The following is a 17,555-nucleotide window of genomic DNA, read 5'->3' as shown; positions in this document are numbered from 1 at the left end:
TCCTATTTTATTGTTCTTTTACTGTGTACCCATTCTTTTCAATATTTTTTATGATTTCGTATGTGAGAGGGGCCTTTTCCAAACATTCTGCTTTAGTTTCTTGATTGAAGTAATACATCGCAAAAACCTCAGCAAAGTACTCCTCTGGATAATCAATAAAGTATGCTTGATTCGGGAATAGTTGTTGCACTTCTTTTAACCAAGCATCTTGAAAGTAGCCCGTTTCACTAATATTATTCAATATAATTTGATCGACTGAATGTCCAAGCTCATGTAGTTCTAGATTAGTTGAACCATGGCCCGCTCCTTTTTCACTGTGCCCGATTTTTACTAAGACTGTTTTACTGCCACCCATTCCGGGTACTTCATCCCAATTTTTCGAGGAATACCCTCTTGGCTGAACTCCTTTTAAATGGGCAGCCTCCCGTTGATCCGTCAATGATCCCGTAAATAACTTAATCTTAATTCTATTCTTTTTTAATACTTGAAGTAAGCCTTCAGGTAACCCACTTATTCTTTCTATAATAACCTCAGCCTCATCCCATTGATCTTGATCATCAGGCAAAACAATTATAGTTGATACCAATGATTTATTCTCAATGCCAGATAAATTCTTTAAATAAACTGACTCTGCATAATTTTGCCCTAATGGAAATAATATAAGAGTGGCTACCATAATGAATACAAGTAAATTTCTGGCCTTCATCACAATTCACTCCGAAGATTAATTTTTATATCATAAAAAAACCCTATTACCAGTCATTGAAGAATATATAGGGTTATGTATAAAACTTCGTGAAGAAATCCAGATAGGCGTATATGTATGGTTTAACTATTTATCAACAATGGCATATATCCATTTCGACAAATCATTAAAAATTATACCATATGATGAGAGTTTCGAAGTGAACGAGTGGTCATAAAAATTATGGAAGTTCATCTGACCGTTTGCAGCTAAACAGCACCATCACAGCATTCCAGCAATCCCCTTTTACAATAAAGTATCCAGGGAGAGGTGGTTAAGATACGGTTCCATCCTGATAAATATAATCTTGATGACGAATTAATGGAAGATTTGTATTCTGCTATGACAGATTGGAGATTAGTGGTATTCGATAGTCTAATTGCTCTTGGATTTTGCATAGGCTTTATTTTCATTCATCTCTCTTAAAAGAATTCCTGATCATATCCTGATCAGGAATTCTTTTAACATATTCTATGCCGACTGATTCTTTCTTTTCTTATAAAAGTGCAACAGAATGGTTGCGCCAAAAATCACAATGATAATGAAAAAGAACATAGTATGATCGATATGTAGACCAAAATTGGAACCAACCATTTTAACAGCGATAAAGGCAATCAAAATATAAGCAGCACTTTCAAGCTCTGGTATTCTATCGATTAACTTTAAGAATACACCTGCCACACCCCTCATCATTAAAACACCTAATATGCCTCCAACGAACAAAACCCAGACTTGATTACTTACACCAAAGGCAGCCAGTATACTGTCTACAGAGAATGCGATATCCATCAACTCTACGGATGCAACTGTCCCCCAAAAGTTACCGAACAATCGTTTGAGCAAGCCAGATTTTTTTACGTCCGGAACATCAGGAGTCGTTTCAAAATGTTTATACTTTTTGTAAAAATACTGAATGGAAAGCCATGCAAGATAACCTCCTCCAATCAGTTTCACCCACAAAATTTCAATTAAATAGACACCTACTCCTATAGCTAGGAAACGGAATAAATAAGCTCCAATCAATCCATAAAACAAAGCTCTTTTTCGTTGTTTTTCCGGAAGATCCTTTACCATTACAGCAAGGACGAGCGCATTATCGGATGATAGCAAGCCCTCCATCAGAACCAGTGTACCAATTAATCCCCAACTGACTGGGTCAGACAATACCTCTATCCACATCTGCCCATCAAAAAACATAGCGTATGTTTCTATTAACTGTGAAAAGAATTCATTCATGGTTGTCTTCATCTCCTGATTATTTTCTTTAACACAAAAAAGAAAATACGTTGATTACAACGTATTAACCTGAAAATAGTAATCTATCAATTAATGATCTGCTTAGCTAATCCACTTAGGAGGAGTGTTTTGACTCCAATAAATCCTTGCCATCGAGTGATGGGCGTCAAAATTATCTTTGTATGTATGGTAATGAAATTCAAACCAATGGCCTTCTCCAGGCGGGTTCTCTCTCCTGACATGAAATCTGATGAGGTCTTCATTGGTTTCCCGATCATAAACATGAAATATTTTTTCACTTAAACCGCCGCTTGGCTTTTCTGATATCGCCATATTCAGCAGCTTTTCTTCCGGTACATCAGATGAAAATTCCTGCAAGGCGGATTCAATGTTCGGTAATACACTCGTATAAAATTCATCTTTTATATGGGGACCAATTCTACTCCCAAACTTTTCAAAGGATTGCTCCTCAGCGCGAAGCATAGCATACGATAAAAAATCACTTTGACTAAATACCGTTACAGGAGATTCGCTGCTTACATAATCAGTTTGGCCAATAACAGGATTGTTTTTGGTTTCTTTGACAGTACTTCCTTCATACCATTCCTGATACTGAGATGGAGATATAATTCCAAAGCTTAAAACAGAAAGCCCAACTACCAAGGATTTCTTAAGAATACTTGACCAATTTTTCAAATTAAAATCACCTGCCTATTCAGCAAAACGGGCTATTTCTTCACCCCGTTTTATTAATATTGGAAGAGCGAATTTTGATTTTTTTAACTATTCTAATTCTATCACACCAAAATGAAATTTTGCAGTTTTTCTTTTTTCAACGCTAAATCCAAACCGGGAAAATCGATCACTCCTGAAATGGTCCTTAAGAATAATCCTCTTTTTGGCAACTCTCTTGGCTTCCACTACTGCTTCTTCTGTTAACTCCTTGTAGGAAGCAAATGAACTTAAAGACTGAATTCCAGTACTTTCAATGACTCTTTCTGTAAACATTGGATCAAAATAAACGACATCATAGGAGCGATCCTCAGCTTTTTTAAGAAAGGTTAAATAGTCTATGTTCACAGCTTCAATTCTCCCAGCAGCTTCGCCAAATTTCTCATTCTTAAAAGGATAATTTTGCAGTCCCTCCTTAATAACAAAGTAAACAAACGGATTTAACTCTAAAGCAGTTATTTTCCCACTACTCCCTATGATATAAGAGGCAATCAAGGCATCCGCTCCCATACCAAGTGTACAATCAAGAATAGACATCCCTTGATTTAATCCGGCTGCCCTGAGAAATGGATCCACTTCCCCTTTCTCAATTCTCTTCATACGGACTGCGGCCATATTTGGATGGAAAAATAATGGATCTATTCCATGCAGGTCATATAATTCTGTTTTCATCTTCCCCACTACCAGGCATGGCTGGTTATAGTAAGATTGCAACTGTTTAATTGTTTTTTTATTGCGTTCAATATACGGGATCCCTAATTGTTCAGCTGTTTTTAATGCTTTTTGATTCAGCACATGATTCGTTTTTTCAATTGTAGTGACAAACACATAAAAAACTCCTTTAAAATCAGCAAGATTTCTTGTTGAGCAGGCTTCTTTAAATCTAAACCGATAGAAACTTATTTACCCTCAGGCTCATATTAAAAAAAGGAATACTCATGTGAGCATTCCCTTACGTTTATTTACAATACTCAGAAAAAGCATTTAATAAATTCTCTTTAACGTCTTCTAAAGTATGTCCTTCAATCTCATGTCTTGGAATAAAATGAACCACTTCATTTCCTTTTAATAAAGCCATTGAAGGTGAAGATGGAACTTCCCCAAGATATTCTCTCATTCTGGCTGTTGCTTCTTTATCCTGACCGGCAAAGACTGTTACAAAATGATTCGGTTTAATTTCAGCATTTACTGCTTCTGCTGCAGCCGGTCTTGCCAAGCCGCCCGCACATCCGCATACGGAGTTGACTACAACCAATGTAGTACCTTCTGCCTTTTCCATAAATTCATCTACTTGTTCCGAAGTCGTTAATTCTTCAAAGCCTGCTTCAGTCAACTCTGCTCTCATTGGTTTAACCATTTGTCTCATATATTCTTCATATGCCATAGACATTCATAATTCCCCCATTCAAAGTATTACATTTGTAGGATACATTAGATAGCTTACATGTGCAATCCATGTATTCCCTAATATTGTATGTAACATTACCTAATATAGATGTAAACTCCCCGTTTAAACAGAGGCATATACTCTTTCCTATGCTCAACTAAAGCAGCTGCCAAGTGATTCGACACTGCCTTCCTGATATGCTCTATTATTCTTGAACCTTGTTATTTTTTCTGGCTTCAGTCATTTGTTTCCATACAGACCCAAGGGCTTCATCACCATTTTTAATACGCTCACTGGCCATCTTCGCCTGCAGAGCCACTTCAAATTCTTCATCATTTTCCGCTTTTCGAAGCGCTGGCAAAGCATTTTCCCCACCAACCTCATACAAGTACATGGCCGCTCTCCAGCGTACTAGCTTACTTTTATCAGCTAAAGCTTCAATCATAGCCTGTTCAGCTTCCGGGAAGCCTAAATCAGACAAGCAGTCTCCCGCTGTTCTTCTGACCGTTACACTCTTATCTTTTAGTCCCTTATATAAATATGGCAAAACAATCGTGTCTTCAATCATTCCTAAATAGACCACAGCAAGCCTTCTGATAGATGCTTTTTCATCCTCCAATGCCTTATTGAGGAGTGGCAGATCCAAAACTTCCGGATCCTCCATCTGATCCAATGCTTGAAATCTGGCCTTCCAGTCTTCCTGATCCAAATCAGCTTCCGTTAGCTTTCTTCTTTTCACCTTAACGGGTTCGGACTTCTTGGTGGTGGTGTCCTGAACGTCTGCAACAAGCTTCGCTAACCGTTCTTCTGGATATAAGGCGATGACTTCATCCATCACCTCTTTCCCAATCTGCTCAAGCTCCCCGTAACGATTGCCAAAATCAATCCATTTTCGGATCAACACAGCATTATCATCCTCAAGCTGAGATACTTGGAAAGCATCCATAAATGCTTTCGGCATAGCCCATCGTTTTTCTTCCAGGTCACTATTTGCTTTAATCTGGATAGGGATTCCTTTAAAAACTTGAATTTGGACCTTCACTTCTCCAAATCCTTTGCCAGAATTAATTGGATTAGTTCCAGTGTCTTCAACTGTCTCACCGAAAACGGTTCGAACCTGTGCCAATATACCAGGCCAATCATATTTAGCATTTCTTTCAACGGCCAGGAAGTCTGCTACATGGTATACACCTTTAACACCTTCAATATGTAAAATTTCTTTTATAAATGAAGGTGCGGTATCAATCGTATCCTTTTTATAATTCGTACTTTTACCAGCCGGCAATTCTTCATTTAAGATAACCTTCATCGTATTCGGGCTCGGTGTAGGCTCAATTGAGACAATCCTCATCATAAAATCCCCCTGATCTATTTATCTAGGGGGATTGTAGCATATCTATCAAAATATTTACATACTTACGATTTAGCCTTCTTGTATTTCTGAAAGATAGGACCATCGTTCAATCAAATGTTCCAGTTCTTCATTTAATTGAATTTCTTCCTCAGCTAATTTATTCGCCAGTTCAAAATCACTGCCTGCTTTATTTAGTTCGGCAGCTACTTCCTCCAGTCGTTTTTCAACCGCTTCTATTTTTTCATCGATGCCTTCCCATTCTCTCATCTCATGATAGGATAGACGTTTTTTCGTTTTTGTCTCTTCTGCACGTTTTATTTTAGGAGTTGACTCTTTCTCAACGGCAGTTGCAAGTCTTTCCTGCTCCTGTTTCCATTCCAAGTAATCACTTGCCTGCCCATAGTATTGCTGAATCTGTCCATTCCCTGTAAATACCCATAATTTATGACATGTTTTATCCAAGAAGTATCGATCATGTGATACGGTTATAACAACACCCGGAAAATGCTGAAGATACTCTTCCAAAACAGTTAATGTCTGAATATCCAAATCATTTGTCGGTTCGTCCAATAAAAGTACATTTGGAGACTCCATCAATATCTTCAATAAATAAAGCCTTCTTTTTTCTCCGCCTGAAAGCTTCCCGATGACCGTCCCATGCGTATGTGGCTCAAAAAGGAAACGTTCCAGCATTTGTGCGGCCGAAATTCGCTCACCATCTGCAAGCGTGACCGCTTCACTTGTTTCCCGGATATATTCAATCATTCGCTTATTGAGTGGTAAATCTTCATTTTCCTGAGTATAATAGCCAATCAATACCGTAGAACCCCGATCAATTGAGCCACTAGTTAAAGACTCAGAACCGGCAAGCATTCTTAATATGGTTGTTTTTCCACTGCCATTGGCTCCAAGGATACCAATTCGATCTCCCTTTTGTAAAATGACAGAAAACTGATCGATTAAGAGTTTATTTCCATAGGATTTTGAAAGATTAACCAGCTCCAACACCTTTTTCCCAAGTCTGGTTGAAGCAACATCCAAACTTAAATCGTCACTTGCATTACCAGCATTCGCTTCCTCCTGCAAGGATTCAAAGCGCTGAATTCTCGCTTTTTGTTTCGTCGTTCTCGCTTTTGCCCCTTTCCGCATCCAGGCCAATTCCTGTTGGAACAGCCTTGAAACTTTATGAGCTGATTTTGCTTCCATCTCGTCTCTGATCGCTTTGATTTCTAAAAATTTCTCGTAGTTTCCGTCATAAGAATGCAATTGCCCCTTATCAAGCTCCCAAATCTTTTTAGTCACGGCATCTAAGAAATATCGATCATGAGTTACAAATAAAACCGAGCCTTGATATCCTTGGATATACTCCTGCAGCCACTCGATACTGTCATAATCCAAATGGTTTGTCGGCTCGTCTAAAATAAGCAAATCTGCTTTTTCCATTAATGCTTTAGCTAAAGCGCAACGCTTTTTTTGCCCTCCGGATAAAGAACCCATTCTAACATTAAGGTCTTTGATTCCTAGCTTATTTAACATAATTTGTGCATTTGAATGGATCTCCCAGCCACCGTTTGCATCCATTTCAGCTTGCAAATGAAACATTTTATCAAGAAGAGCTGAATCATTTGGGGACTCCTTCATATGTTCCAATAGCTCTTCGTACTTTCGTACAGTTTGAAATACAGGTGAGTCATTTCTATAAATAAAGGCTGATACCTTTTCATCTTCGTTTACTTCAACATTCTGTCCTAGATATGAAATCCGGTAATCCTTTGGCTTATCAATCAATCCTCCGTCCATTTCTTCAATGCCGGCAATGATTTTTAAAAGTGAAGATTTCCCTGTTCCGTTTAAGCCGATTAAACCAATTTTTTCGTTTTCACTTATGCTAAAGTTAATATCCTTAAAGAGAGTCTTCTCTCCGTATTCCTTTTTAATGTCGATTCCTTTTAATACTTTCATTCCATCATATCCTTTTTAAACTGTTCTAAAAACAACAAGATAAATTGATGACGTTCTTCTGCCAACCTTTTACCTGTACGTGTATTCATCAAGGTTTTTAATAGTAGTAATTTATCATAAAAATGCGTGAATGTACTAGGGGCAGAATCATCCTTCGGTAAATAAATAGGATGCCCCTTATGACTGCCATATGCAAAAGCACGGGCTATACCAATAGCTCCCAATGCATCCAGACGGTCCGCATCCTGCACAATGGCTGCTTCAGGGGATAAGCCCTCTCTTAAACCCTCACTAAATGAGATACTGGAGACATCCCTTTTAATCTTTCCCCTAATTTCTTCATTTTTCACATTAGATTCGAGCCATTCGCTAAGTACCGCTTCTCCCGCTTTTTTTGTCCCATTTAATTTGGAATCGGATAGATCATGCAGTAAGGCGATCAGTTCAATTAGCTCAGGATCGCCTGTTTGCTCGGTTTGATAGATTAATAAGGATAGCCTTCTGACACGATCCATATGCTGCCAGTCATGGCCCGTTGTATCGTTAATAAAACGTTTTTTCACGAATTCTTCCGCTGCCTTAATAGCTTCGCGCATAATAAACTCCTTTACTTTTCTATCCATCCGATTCCTACTGTTTCAACGCCTGCGTGAAGGCAAAGGGCAGTCCCGAGCGGATGTATCGTAATTGATAATTCCTCACTGATTCTTTCAACCATCCGGACCCAATCGCTTGTTTGACTGATCTGTTTTCCATACAGCATAAAAACTTCTTCAATCTGGTAGGACCCCAGGGATTGTTTTAAGTAAGATTGGATTTTTTCTGTTGCCTTTTTCCATGTACGAACCTTGGTTTTAATCTGTAGACTTCCTTCCTGAAAGGTTACGATTGGCTTTATATTCAAAAGACTTCCCAGGTAATAGCTTGAGGTGTTAAGCCTGCCGCTATTATGAAGCTGCTGAAGAGATCCTATCCAAACATACACTCTTAACTTAGATTTAAGCGCATGGATTGCTTCCACAACTTCTGTAGGTTCATTTGAAGTTTCCCATATTTTAATAGCTTTCTTTATCAATAACGTCAATGGATAAGCAAGATAATGAGTATCCACATTAAAAACCGGGATATCCACCAGCTCGGCAGCTTGAACACTTGTAGAATATGTACCGCTTAATTTATCAGAGATATGAAAGGAGAAGATAGAGTCATAGGTAACAGCCAACTTGTCGTAAAGCTTTTTGAAATCGCCAATCGATGGCTGCGATGAGGTAAGAGTGGATCCCTTTTCTATGTGTTCAACTAATTCATCGGTTGTTAGATCTACACCATCCAAATAAGACTTTCCATCAATCATCATGTGGACCGGTAAAACGTAAACATCTTTATTGGCTCTAAGTTCATCATCTAATACAGCAGAGCTGTCTGTTACCCACGCTACTTTTTTCATCATGCAACCAACCCCCATACCTCATGGAATACATAACCGATAAATGGCGTTACTCCTATTATAACCAAAAGCGTTTTTAAAAAGATACAAATATAAGACCTCTCCTAGCAAAGGAGAGGTCTGTCCTATAATAAATCAACGATACTTTTCTCTACTTCAGAAAGTTTTGTAGAGGGTGCAAAACGTTTTACAATCTTTCCATTTCGATCAATGAGAAACTTTGTAAAGTTCCATTTAATCGACTTGGAACCCATCACACCAGGGGCCTGTTCTGTTAAATAATTAAATAATGGATGAGCTTGGTCTCCTCTTACATCCACTTTTGCGAACATAGGAAAGGTAATTCCATAATTAGTTCGGCAGAATGAATGGATTTCCATTTCATCTCCGGGTTCTTGATTCATAAATTGATTGCACGGAAATCCAAGAATAACCAAGCCCTGCTCCTTATATTTTTGGTAAAAGGATTCTAACTCTTTATACTGTGGAGTAAACCCACATTTACTGGCAGTATTCACAATAAGCAGGACCTTCCCCATATATCTTTCAAAGGAAACTTCATCTCCAGTGATTAAGTTAGCCTTAAAATCATAAATGTTCATCATCTTCACTCCCGCTAAAAATACATGACTGATCAAGTTTTACTTTCGTTCAAAAAAATCTAACCTTCTGCTTTCAGTATATGATGGATTTGGCTGACATAGGTATGTAATTGATCAATTTCATCCTCATAAATTGGCTTATCCTGCTTAATTTCAATCGTTACGAATGGATCTTCATGTTTAAATCCAATCGGAGTATGTTTAAAAACCCGGTAATGATACCCTTTATCCCAGATCTGCTTCAATATATGAATATTGCGGAGAGGATGCTCAGGATCGATATACCTAAATTTAATTTTAAGATCACATCCCGGCTCGCGTTTCGTTATGGATGATAGCTTTTCTGATGAGAAAGCTTGTAAACCTGCACTTAAAGAAAGTGTACATTCAACCGCTTTTTCCATCGAAGCATCAAGCCTTGTACTAATCTCAAAAATTCTTGACATATAGGCTAAGTCAACATAATCATGCCTGTCTATGATGGCTAACTCGCCTTCTAAGTCTAAATCATAAAAGGCACCTTCAACTACTACTTTCAGGTTTTCAAAAACTGATGGATCAAACATGAGATCACCTCCATTTTACATAATCTACCTATCCTTATTAAAACAATCCGACCGCATTGCCATTCTCGTCGACATCCATCTTTAAAGCAGCTGGTCTTTTAGGTAATCCAGGCATTGTCATAATATCTCCAGTAAGTACCACAATAAAACCTGCTCCTACAGAAGGCTTTAGCTTTTTGATATACAATGTAAATCCTTCAGGCCTGCCCAACAAACTTGGATTGTCCGATAATGAATACTGGGTTTTAGCCATACAAACAGGGAGCTGCCCCCATCCTTCTGATTCATATTTATGTATTTGTTGCAGAGCTTCAGGAGAATATTCAATCTTTTGTGCCCCATATACAATTTTTGCGACTTTTTCAATTTTCTCTTGAATGGAATCCGTTGATTCGTATAGACGTTTAAATGTATTGGTATTCTCCTTCATAAGGTCTTCAAGTTTTGCTGCAAGGTCCAATCCGCCCTGCCCACCTTTTTCCCACACTTCTGTTAAAGAGAAAGGTAATCCATGTTTCTGACATAAAGTATTGAATCGTTCCACCTCTGCATCAGTATCTGCAGAAAATTTATTTAAAGCGACGATAAAAGGCAATCCAAAAGCTTGAATCGTTTCACAATGCTTCACTAAATTCTGGAACCCTAATTCAATCGCATTTAGATTTTCCTCTTTTAATTTATCCGATTGTACGCCACCATGCATCTTTAAGGCTCTTAATGTTGCCACGATAACGACAGCATCCGGAGTAAGATCAGCAGCGCTTGTCTTAATATTCAAGAATTTTTCTCCGCCAAGGTCCGCACCAAATCCTGCTTCTGTAACACAATAATCAGCTAGCTTAAGGGCTGTTTTTGTAGCAAGTACACTGTTGCATCCATGTGCAATATTTGCAAACGGACCACAATGAATTAGCGTAGGCGTATGTTCAATAGTTTGAACCAAATTAGGCTTTAAAGCATCCTTCAACAATAAAGTTAGTGCACCCTCTACACCCAAGTCTGAAACAGAAACAGGTGTATCCTGATAGGTGTATCCAATCACAATCTTCCCTAATTTATCTTTTAAGTCATCTAAATCTATCGCGAGACAAAGAATTGCCATGATTTCAGATGCTACGGTTATATCAAAGCCATCTTCACGGGGAATTCCGTGCTTATCCCCGCCAAGCCCGATTACAATATGCCGAAGAGCACGGTCATTCATATCAAGGACCCTTTTCCAAATAATTTTCCGCGGGTCAATCTGCAGTTCATTTCCCTGCTGTATATGATTATCAATCAGAGCTGCCAGTGCATTATTTGCTGTTGTGATGGCATGTAAATCACCAGTAAAGTGCAGGTTAATTTCGTCCATTGGGAGTACCTGTGAATAACCGCCGCCAGTTGCACCTCCCTTTACACCCATGACTGGTCCAAGAGAAGGTTCTCTCATCGCTATCATTGCTTTCTTTCCAAGAAGAGAAAACGCATCTCCTAGACCAACGGTTACCGTTGATTTCCCTTCCCCTGCTTTAGTAGGATTGATGGAAGTAACGAGAATTAATTTCCCATCCTTTTTGGTGCTGCGGGATTTTAACACATCAAGAGAGATTTTCGCCTTGTATTTCCCGTAAGCTTCCCAATCTTCTTCCTTTAATCCAATCGTTTCAGCAATTTCTTTTATGGGTTTCATTTTTGCATTTAAAGCAATCTCGATATCACTTTTTACAATTGTGTCCAAATTCATGCTGAGCCCCCTAAAAATCAATAGTCATAATTAGTTTAACAAAAAATATATATCAAACACACATTATTATTTACAACCTCTCAAAAATATGAATACAATGGTAATATTATTTAATATTTTGAAAATTTAAACAAACAAGGAGGTCCATATCTTGCCGATTACGATTCCAAATAAACTACCCGTCAAACAAATTTTAGAAGAAGAAAATATTTTCGTAATGGATGATAACAGAGCTCTTAGTCAGGATATCCGACCTTTAAACATTCTCATTTTAAATTTAATGCCTGAAAAAGAGAAAACCGAAGCACAGCTGCTTCGATTACTAAGCAATACTCCTCTGCAAGTCAAAATAACCTTTTTACGAATGGAAACACATGAAAGTAAAAACACACCCCATACACATTTGGAACAATTCTACTCAACCTTCCCCGAAGTATCAACGAAGCGCTTCGACGGCTTAATTATTACTGGAGCGCCGGTTGAAAAGCTAGACTTCGAGGAAGTTCACTATTGGAATGAGCTAATCAACATAATGGATTGGTCAAGGGAGCATGTAACCTCATCCCTTCATATATGCTGGGGAGCCCAAGCAGCCCTATACCATCATTTTGGAATATCAAAGCAATTATTAAATAAAAAATGTACAGGCATCTATAAGCATAAAGTATTGAAACCATTCGAAAGCCTTGTAAGAGGATTTGATGATGTTTTTTACGCTCCGCATTCAAGATATACAGATATTGAAGCAGAAGAGATCCGCAATCATGAGGAGTTAATCGTCTTAGCAGAATCGGAGGAAGCAGGTTTGTTCCTGGTCGCTTCTAAGGATAAACGATTAATTATGGTAACCGGTCATCCAGAATACGATTTGGCTACCTTGTCCCATGAATATAAGCGTGACTTATCAAAGAGCTCAGGTGCCCCTATTCCTCAAAATTATTTTCCTGAGGACGACCCGCTGCAGCTCCCATTTCATACATGGAAAAGCCACGCAAGTCTTCTATTTTCTAATTGGCTGAATTATTATGTCTATCAGACGACACCTTACCAGTGGAAATAATGATAAGTATTCTTACAATAGAAATTCTTATATAAAATATAAAAGACAGCCTATCAGCTGTCTTTTTCTTCTAATATCCAATATCCTCTTATACTTAATTAATAATCTTAACGATTTCAATATCCCTAAATGCCATTAAATCTATGATTCCCCTTTCAGTCTTTATTAAAGACTTAAGTGGATTATATCGATTTATGAGAAGAATCGAACCATATTCGCCATTATTCAGCTTTACTTTTTTGCCCACCAGCGCCTGAAGCAATCTATCCATGAAAACAATAAAATATGAGCATCTAATGTTCCATATACATCATTCTGCATTTGTTTGATGATTAAATAAAATGGTGTTGCTTCGTGATAAACTCTTTCTGAGGACATCGCATGATATATATCTGCTATGGCGACAATCTTAGCAAAGTAATGAATTTGCTTACCCTTTAATCCATGAGGATACCCCATTCCATCTTCTCTCTCATGGTGCTGCAAGGCAACAATGGCAGCCGAATCAGGGATATGGTCGAGACTACTTAATAGTTCATGCCCATAGACGGTATGTTGTTTCATTATATTATATTCCTGAGAGGTAAGTTTACCTGATTTATCTAAGATGTTCTCCGAACCATGGTCATGCCGATATCATGCAAAACAGCAGAAATCATAAGGTCTTCCAGCTCATCTATAGGCAATCTCAGCCATCTCCCGATTAGACCGGATAGAATTCCTACGCAAATGGAGTGCCAGTATGTATACTCCTCTTTACGTTTAGTTTGATGAAGCAATTCAAAAATTCGCGGACTCGATGATGCACTCTTGATAACAGGGATAATCTCCTGTTTAACCCGATTGACGGAAATTTCTCCACGTCTCTTTATATCCTTAAATATATGCCGAATATCCGTACATGCCTGATCCATGCATAAAGAAACCTCTTCTGTCGTCATCATTCGGAATTCCCCATTATCTTTGATAGAAGGTGTTTTTTGTTCCACCTTATCTCTTATTTCTTTTTGTAATTGATTCATATAAACTCTTTCCAGCAAATAATTAGAAAAACCATTATGATGTGTATCCATCAGACACCCCGACATATGTTTTCATTTCATTTTAACAATTATACCATATTTACCCAATTATCCAGTCACCTCTTAAAAATTTTCAATACTTTTTAAAATCCATTTTGACACTGTATATTTGAATGTTGTATATTGAAATTATCATGACTTATCTAAAGTTTATGATAAATAGTAATTGGCTTTTGAGCCACAGTTTTAGGAGGAATAAATCTATGCAAAACGGTAAAGTAAAATGGTTTAACAACGAAAAAGGTTTTGGTTTTATCGAAGTTGAAGGCGGAGATGATGTATTCGTACATTTCACAGCAATTCAAGGTGAAGGATACAAATCTTTAGAAGAAGGCCAAGAAGTTACTTTCGAAATCGTAGATGGAGAAAGAGGACCTCAAGCTACTAACGTACAAAAAGCCTAATAATGAACCAAAATTAACAGCCGCCTATTGGATAGGCGGCTTTTCTGTTTTCTTATTTAAATTTCCGCCTATATGTTTCAAGGATTCACCAACTGTACACTGATTGATACAAAAACGGTGTGCATGAGTACGGCCGTTATCCCGAACAAGCTGTTTGTGTAGAAAGCAGCCATCACAATACGTACTTAACAAAAAATCAACCTGTTTAAGAGCATCTTTTTTTTCCTTTTTTTTATTCATCGATAACATCACCCCATTTTTGGTAATTCAAGTTGACCGTCTATCTCAATTCCCTCTAGTGCCTGTGTTGCCAGCCGATGTGCTTCCTCATTATCTTTTCTTGGAACTGCCATTGTCTCAAAGTGCAAGCCAAGATTCTTAAGCTGTTCTTCGATCCGATCCAGCCACTTATTTAAATTTTCTTCATAACAAGGCCATTCTCCTGTTAATTGTTTCAATACGACCTGAGAATCCCCTTTTATCATAATTTTTTGATGTTTAACTCCCAGTTCATCAAGCCTTTTGACAGCTGCTAATAATGCACAATATTCTGCTTCGTTATTGTCCTCTATATAATCAAAGACTTCATTGCTCCGTATGCGAAACCTTTTATTGTTTTGTGTGTAATAAATCGCAATGCCAGCTCCTGCAAAGGTTTCACCCGGTCTGTGACTTCCATCAAAATAAATCGTTACATTCTGTGGGGTTTCTTCTATTTCCTCTGTCAGCTTTTGAAACTGTTTCTTTGTCCATTCCTGTCCCAGTTCATCAATAAAAATAAAATCTCGCCATCTTCCCGTGCTTTCGAGATCATTGACAAGCCTTAAAGCAAATTGACTTTCCATTTCTTCTGATGTGAAGGTTATAGGAGGTATTTTGGATTTATTGTAGATACCCTTTACTGTTACGTTCATTTCTTTCTCCCTTCCCAATCCTTTATACAATTAATTCATTATATATAAATTATCCTGATACCACTAAAACTATGACAGTAGACATTTAATAAAAATTCATGTACTTTTTAACTTGAAAGGATGTTTTCTTATGATAGAAGTATATGTAGATGGCGCAGCTAAAGGAAATCCAGGTCCAAGCGGTGCCGGTATTTTTATAAAAGCAGATGGTGAAGTCCACCGATATTCCATACCCCTTGGCATCCATAATAATCATGAAGCTGAATACTTAGCCTTGATCCATGCTTTGAAGATATGCCTGGATAAAAATTACGATGTCATCTCTGTTCGAACCGATTCAAAACACGTGGCGGATGCAATGGAAAAAGAGTATGTAAAAAAAGAATCCTTTAGACAATTACTCAATCAGGCACTGGAGCTTTCGTCTGAATTCTCCTTATTTTTCATCAAATGGATTCCAGAATCGCAAAACAAATCAGCTGATCTGTTATCCCGGCAAGCTGTGCAAATGAACGAGCAGAAATAATCATTCGGTTGAAACGGTATGGAATAAAAATAGAAAAGAGGAAAAATCATTGTCGCAAGGGCTTATCCATCATATTGAAATCAATGTATCAGATTTAAATAAATCCATTGACTTTTGGGGCTGGCTTCTAGCTGAATTGGGATATGAACTTTACCAGGAGTGGGATAGTGGACAAAGCTTTAGAATAGGGGATACCTATATAGTCTTCGTTCAGACGGAGGATAAATATATGGATATCCCTTATCACAGATGTGGAACGGGATTAAACCATTTGGCGTTTCATGCCGAATCCAGGCAACAGGTAGACGATCTAACAAAGAAATTAAAAGAAAAGGATATATTAATTCTTTATCAGGATCAACATCCATTTGCAGGTGGGAAAAATCATTATGCCGTTTTTTTCGAAGATCCTGACAGAATTAAAGTTGAATTAGTAGCACCCTAACCTCCCTTAGGTTAGTTGTTCTAATGTATAGTAGTTGAAATTGTAACCCCAGAACATCTTGCCAACTATTTAAGTGAGAATTTTAGTAATAAGAATGTCATTTTTATAACCAAAATACATTACCAGTTCAGTATAAAAAACTCAGAAAACCCTTTAGGATACGACTAATTAAAATAGTTTATAGCAGGAATAACATCCATTGTTCCACTTTCTTTGATGAACTGAGTCAGTAGGTGAATATGGGCTGAACCTATTATTAAAAGTGTTCTGTCCTCGGGTGAAACAGTCATTTCAACAAGATTCGCATAAATAATTAAATTTCGCTGATACCACCATCTTAGCCAATCAATCCCGATATAGTCTGTTCCTTTTCCTATTTGTGCAATCATCATATTCAATTCATGCTCTAGTTTAATTCTTGAGTCTGTATTGCACGCTTTAACTAACTCATAAATATCAATGTGATCAAAGCTTTTATTTAACTTTGACCAGTAATGGTCCTTAATAAATTCATATTTATCTGGCTGTTCTTCTTTTGCCCAATCATATACCTGACCAAGTCCCCTATTCCCAACCGATTCCATCCAATCGACCGCATAAACTTCCTTATGACCTAATTCAGCAGCAGTCCTGAATCCAAATTGGTGGATTTCGTTGACCTCATTTCTCAACTCACCATTCAGATATTTATCATACTCGTCATTTAGAGAAGTATGTTCTTCTTTTACGACTTCAAGGGCTATTTTAGTCGGTTTAAATTCTTTCAGACATTTAACGACTGCTTCAATTTCCCTTTGCTGATCCGTTATGATAGACTCATCGAAATCTCCGCGATGAAAATCCGGTGTATATCGCAAATGAAAAGTTCCGAGAATCATTACTTTTGGCTTTTTCGACATGATATCCCTCCTAATCATCCATTTATTAGACAATATTCAGGAAAAATCCTGCCTAAAAAGCTATCTTTTAGCAATAAAGCTGGCAATACTAGTTTATATATGGATTAATAGCCACAAAAAAATACCTTGATTTATTGAAATCAAGATACCTGTAAGCCATGTTCCTTCATTAATTGATTTGCTTCTTTTCTGTTGGAAACTTTACCATTCACCAAGGTTTCCAGCAGTGATATATAAAAACCTCCATCAAATCTCTTTTGAGCTTTCAATGTATTTTCCAGTGCAATGTTTACGATCCAGTCTGGTGCTGAAGTCAACTGTTTTCCAAAATAGATAAATCCTATTGCCTCTTCTCCAAGACGAAATCCTTTCGAAGATAATCTACAAATATAGTCTTCTAATTTTTCCATGTATCCCCCAAACACACTCCTTCACAAAATTACTCTTTTATTGTAAAACATTTTTAAA

At 37.5% G+C, this 17,555-nt stretch carries 23 protein-coding genes; 5 read left to right on the top strand and 18 right to left on the bottom strand.

The annotated features are described in order from the left end of the window. Positions 1-7 precede the first annotated feature (7 nt). The gene (locus AC4BHP_RS04290) at positions 8-706 is read right to left on the bottom strand and encodes an anthrax toxin lethal factor-related metalloendopeptidase (protein ID WP_490551356.1); all 699 of its coding nucleotides are present in this window, start codon (positions 704-706) and stop codon (positions 8-10) included. Between the two features lie 309 nt (positions 707-1,015). On the opposite strand from AC4BHP_RS04290, the gene AC4BHP_RS04285 reads away from it, so the two are divergent. After that, positions 1,016-1,171: a hypothetical protein gene (locus AC4BHP_RS04285; RefSeq protein ID WP_180349947.1), complete on the top strand. Its 156-nt coding sequence runs from the start codon at positions 1,016-1,018 to the stop codon at positions 1,169-1,171. Positions 1,172-1,216: 45 nt separating this feature from the next. Here AC4BHP_RS04285 and AC4BHP_RS04280 read toward each other — a convergent pair whose 3' ends face one another. The 11 genes from AC4BHP_RS04280 to AC4BHP_RS04230 form a co-directional block, all read right to left on the bottom strand. Next, positions 1,217-1,981 (bottom strand): TerC family protein, encoded by a 765-nt coding sequence (locus AC4BHP_RS04280; protein WP_139891783.1) that lies wholly within the window; start codon positions 1,979-1,981, stop codon positions 1,217-1,219. Positions 1,982-2,083: 102 nt separating this feature from the next. After that, positions 2,084-2,677: a YpjP family protein gene (locus AC4BHP_RS04275; RefSeq protein ID WP_066107243.1), complete on the bottom strand. Its 594-nt coding sequence runs from the start codon at positions 2,675-2,677 to the stop codon at positions 2,084-2,086. Between the two features lie 87 nt (positions 2,678-2,764). Next, on the bottom strand, positions 2,765-3,541 hold the full coding sequence (locus tag AC4BHP_RS04270) for a class I SAM-dependent methyltransferase (RefSeq protein ID WP_490551355.1): 777 nt from the start codon (positions 3,539-3,541) through the stop codon (positions 2,765-2,767). A 130-nt stretch (positions 3,542-3,671) separates the two neighbouring features. Then, positions 3,672-4,103: a BrxA/BrxB family bacilliredoxin gene (locus AC4BHP_RS04265; protein ID WP_066107248.1), complete on the bottom strand. Its 432-nt coding sequence runs from the start codon at positions 4,101-4,103 to the stop codon at positions 3,672-3,674. Positions 4,104-4,305: 202 nt separating this feature from the next. Further along, positions 4,306-5,451, bottom strand: a complete 1,146-nt coding sequence (locus tag AC4BHP_RS04260) for a conserved virulence factor C family protein (protein WP_490551658.1) — start codon at positions 5,449-5,451, stop codon at positions 4,306-4,308. 72 nt (positions 5,452-5,523) lie between these two features. Then, a complete protein-coding gene (locus tag AC4BHP_RS04255) occupies positions 5,524-7,416 on the bottom strand; it encodes an ABC-F family ATP-binding cassette domain-containing protein (RefSeq protein WP_490551354.1) in 1,893 nt (630 codons plus the stop codon). Beyond that, positions 7,413-8,039 (bottom strand): HD domain-containing protein, encoded by a 627-nt coding sequence (locus AC4BHP_RS04250; RefSeq protein WP_225983583.1) that lies wholly within the window; start codon positions 8,037-8,039, stop codon positions 7,413-7,415. The genes AC4BHP_RS04255 and AC4BHP_RS04250 overlap by 4 nt, the downstream gene beginning before the upstream one ends. Next, on the bottom strand, positions 8,024-8,866 hold the full coding sequence (locus AC4BHP_RS04245; RefSeq protein ID WP_181162011.1) for a DegV family protein: 843 nt from the start codon (positions 8,864-8,866) through the stop codon (positions 8,024-8,026). The genes AC4BHP_RS04250 and AC4BHP_RS04245 overlap by 16 nt, the downstream gene beginning before the upstream one ends. Before the next feature lie 122 nt (positions 8,867-8,988). Then, the gene (locus tag AC4BHP_RS04240) at positions 8,989-9,465 is read right to left on the bottom strand and encodes a glutathione peroxidase (protein ID WP_490551353.1); all 477 of its coding nucleotides are present in this window, start codon (positions 9,463-9,465) and stop codon (positions 8,989-8,991) included. Positions 9,466-9,524: 59 nt separating this feature from the next. Beyond that, positions 9,525-10,031, bottom strand: a complete 507-nt coding sequence (locus AC4BHP_RS04235; protein ID WP_066107259.1) for a hypothetical protein — start codon at positions 10,029-10,031, stop codon at positions 9,525-9,527. Between the two features lie 37 nt (positions 10,032-10,068). After that, positions 10,069-11,757: a formate--tetrahydrofolate ligase gene (locus AC4BHP_RS04230; RefSeq protein ID WP_139891777.1), complete on the bottom strand. Its 1,689-nt coding sequence runs from the start codon at positions 11,755-11,757 to the stop codon at positions 10,069-10,071. A gap of 151 nt (positions 11,758-11,908) precedes the next feature. Here AC4BHP_RS04230 and metA point away from each other — a divergent pair, with 151 nt between their 5' ends. Continuing rightward, entirely contained in the window at positions 11,909-12,817 is a 909-nt protein-coding gene (gene metA, locus AC4BHP_RS04225) for a homoserine O-acetyltransferase MetA (RefSeq protein ID WP_066107265.1), read from the top strand. Between the two features lie 231 nt (positions 12,818-13,048). Here the strand turns inward: metA and AC4BHP_RS04220 are convergent, their stop codons facing one another. Both AC4BHP_RS04220 and AC4BHP_RS04215 read right to left on the bottom strand, forming a co-directional pair. Further along, on the bottom strand, positions 13,049-13,381 hold the full coding sequence (locus tag AC4BHP_RS04220; RefSeq protein ID WP_490551352.1) for an HD-GYP domain-containing protein: 333 nt from the start codon (positions 13,379-13,381) through the stop codon (positions 13,049-13,051). A gap of 38 nt (positions 13,382-13,419) precedes the next feature. Next, positions 13,420-13,890 (bottom strand): hypothetical protein, encoded by a 471-nt coding sequence (locus tag AC4BHP_RS04215; RefSeq protein ID WP_490551351.1) that lies wholly within the window; start codon positions 13,888-13,890, stop codon positions 13,420-13,422. Between the two features lie 212 nt (positions 13,891-14,102). On the opposite strand from AC4BHP_RS04215, the gene cspD reads away from it, so the two are divergent. After that, positions 14,103-14,303, top strand: coding sequence for a cold-shock protein CspD (gene cspD, locus AC4BHP_RS04210; RefSeq protein WP_066107270.1), 201 nt, complete (start codon positions 14,103-14,105; stop codon positions 14,301-14,303). 24 nt (positions 14,304-14,327) lie between these two features. Here cspD and AC4BHP_RS04205 read toward each other — a convergent pair whose 3' ends face one another. Together AC4BHP_RS04205 and AC4BHP_RS04200 are read right to left on the bottom strand one after the other, a co-directional pair. Further along, complete coding sequence (locus AC4BHP_RS04205) at positions 14,328-14,543, bottom strand: zinc-finger domain-containing protein (RefSeq protein ID WP_490551350.1); 216 nt, start codon at positions 14,541-14,543, stop codon at positions 14,328-14,330. An 8-nt stretch (positions 14,544-14,551) separates the two neighbouring features. After that, positions 14,552-15,217 carry a reverse transcriptase-like protein gene (locus tag AC4BHP_RS04200; RefSeq protein WP_066107277.1) on the bottom strand — a complete coding sequence of 222 codons (666 nt, stop codon included), beginning with the start codon at positions 15,215-15,217 and terminating at the stop codon, positions 14,552-14,554. 130 nt (positions 15,218-15,347) lie between these two features. Here AC4BHP_RS04200 and AC4BHP_RS04195 point away from each other — a divergent pair, with 130 nt between their 5' ends. Together AC4BHP_RS04195 and AC4BHP_RS04190 are read left to right on the top strand one after the other, a co-directional pair. After that, on the top strand, positions 15,348-15,743 hold the full coding sequence (locus AC4BHP_RS04195; protein ID WP_066107281.1) for a reverse transcriptase-like protein: 396 nt from the start codon (positions 15,348-15,350) through the stop codon (positions 15,741-15,743). 49 nt (positions 15,744-15,792) lie between these two features. Beyond that, complete coding sequence (locus tag AC4BHP_RS04190; RefSeq protein ID WP_066107284.1) at positions 15,793-16,188, top strand: VOC family protein; 396 nt, start codon at positions 15,793-15,795, stop codon at positions 16,186-16,188. Between the two features lie 164 nt (positions 16,189-16,352). On the opposite strand, the gene AC4BHP_RS04185 is transcribed toward AC4BHP_RS04190, so the two are convergent. Both AC4BHP_RS04185 and AC4BHP_RS04180 read right to left on the bottom strand, forming a co-directional pair. After that, positions 16,353-17,087, bottom strand: a complete 735-nt coding sequence (locus tag AC4BHP_RS04185; protein ID WP_254654728.1) for a DUF5694 domain-containing protein — start codon at positions 17,085-17,087, stop codon at positions 16,353-16,355. Positions 17,088-17,227: 140 nt separating this feature from the next. Then, the gene (locus tag AC4BHP_RS04180; RefSeq protein WP_066107287.1) at positions 17,228-17,497 is read right to left on the bottom strand and encodes a DUF6123 family protein; all 270 of its coding nucleotides are present in this window, start codon (positions 17,495-17,497) and stop codon (positions 17,228-17,230) included. Between the last annotated feature and the right edge of the window lie 58 nt (positions 17,498-17,555).

The sequence above is a fragment of the Pradoshia sp. Z4_20 genome (assembly GCF_058216035.1).
Note: the sequence above shows the minus strand (reverse complement) of the source record. Positions and strands in the feature narration are given on the sequence as shown.

Bases quoted from the DNA above. Each gene is read 5' to 3' on its own strand.
- AC4BHP_RS04290 (WP_490551356.1), bottom strand. From the start codon at position 706: ATGAAGGCCAGAAATTTACTTGTATTCATTATGGTAGCCACTCTTATA.
- AC4BHP_RS04280 (WP_139891783.1), bottom strand. From the start codon at position 1,981: ATGAATGAATTCTTTTCACAGTTAATAGAAACATACGCTATGTTTTTT.
- AC4BHP_RS04265 (WP_066107248.1), bottom strand. From the start codon at position 4,103: ATGTCTATGGCATATGAAGAATATATGAGACAAATGGTTAAACCAATG.
- AC4BHP_RS04260 (WP_490551658.1), bottom strand. From the start codon at position 5,451: ATGAGGATTGTCTCAATTGAGCCTACACCGAGCCCGAATACGATGAAG.
- AC4BHP_RS04255 (WP_490551354.1), bottom strand. From the start codon at position 7,416: ATGAAAGTATTAAAAGGAATCGACATTAAAAAGGAATACGGAGAGAAG.
- AC4BHP_RS04250 (WP_225983583.1), bottom strand. From the start codon at position 8,039: ATGGATAGAAAAGTAAAGGAGTTTATTATGCGCGAAGCTATTAAGGCA.
- AC4BHP_RS04245 (WP_181162011.1), bottom strand. From the start codon at position 8,866: ATGATGAAAAAAGTAGCGTGGGTAACAGACAGCTCTGCTGTATTAGAT.
- AC4BHP_RS04240 (WP_490551353.1), bottom strand. From the start codon at position 9,465: ATGAACATTTATGATTTTAAGGCTAACTTAATCACTGGAGATGAAGTT.
- AC4BHP_RS04235 (WP_066107259.1), bottom strand. From the start codon at position 10,031: ATGTTTGATCCATCAGTTTTTGAAAACCTGAAAGTAGTAGTTGAAGGT.
- AC4BHP_RS04230 (WP_139891777.1), bottom strand. From the start codon at position 11,757: ATGAATTTGGACACAATTGTAAAAAGTGATATCGAGATTGCTTTAAAT.
- AC4BHP_RS04220 (WP_490551352.1), bottom strand. From the start codon at position 13,381: ATGAAACAACATACCGTCTATGGGCATGAACTATTAAGTAGTCTCGAC.
- AC4BHP_RS04215 (WP_490551351.1), bottom strand. From the start codon at position 13,890: ATGGATACACATCATAATGGTTTTTCTAATTATTTGCTGGAAAGAGTT.
- cspD (WP_066107270.1), top strand. From the start codon at position 14,103: ATGCAAAACGGTAAAGTAAAATGGTTTAACAACGAAAAAGGTTTTGGT.
- AC4BHP_RS04205 (WP_490551350.1), bottom strand. From the start codon at position 14,543: ATGAATAAAAAAAAGGAAAAAAAAGATGCTCTTAAACAGGTTGATTTT.
- AC4BHP_RS04200 (WP_066107277.1), bottom strand. From the start codon at position 15,217: ATGAACGTAACAGTAAAGGGTATCTACAATAAATCCAAAATACCTCCT.
- AC4BHP_RS04195 (WP_066107281.1), top strand. From the start codon at position 15,348: ATGATAGAAGTATATGTAGATGGCGCAGCTAAAGGAAATCCAGGTCCA.
- AC4BHP_RS04185 (WP_254654728.1), bottom strand. From the start codon at position 17,087: ATGTCGAAAAAGCCAAAAGTAATGATTCTCGGAACTTTTCATTTGCGA.
- AC4BHP_RS04180 (WP_066107287.1), bottom strand. From the start codon at position 17,497: ATGGAAAAATTAGAAGACTATATTTGTAGATTATCTTCGAAAGGATTT.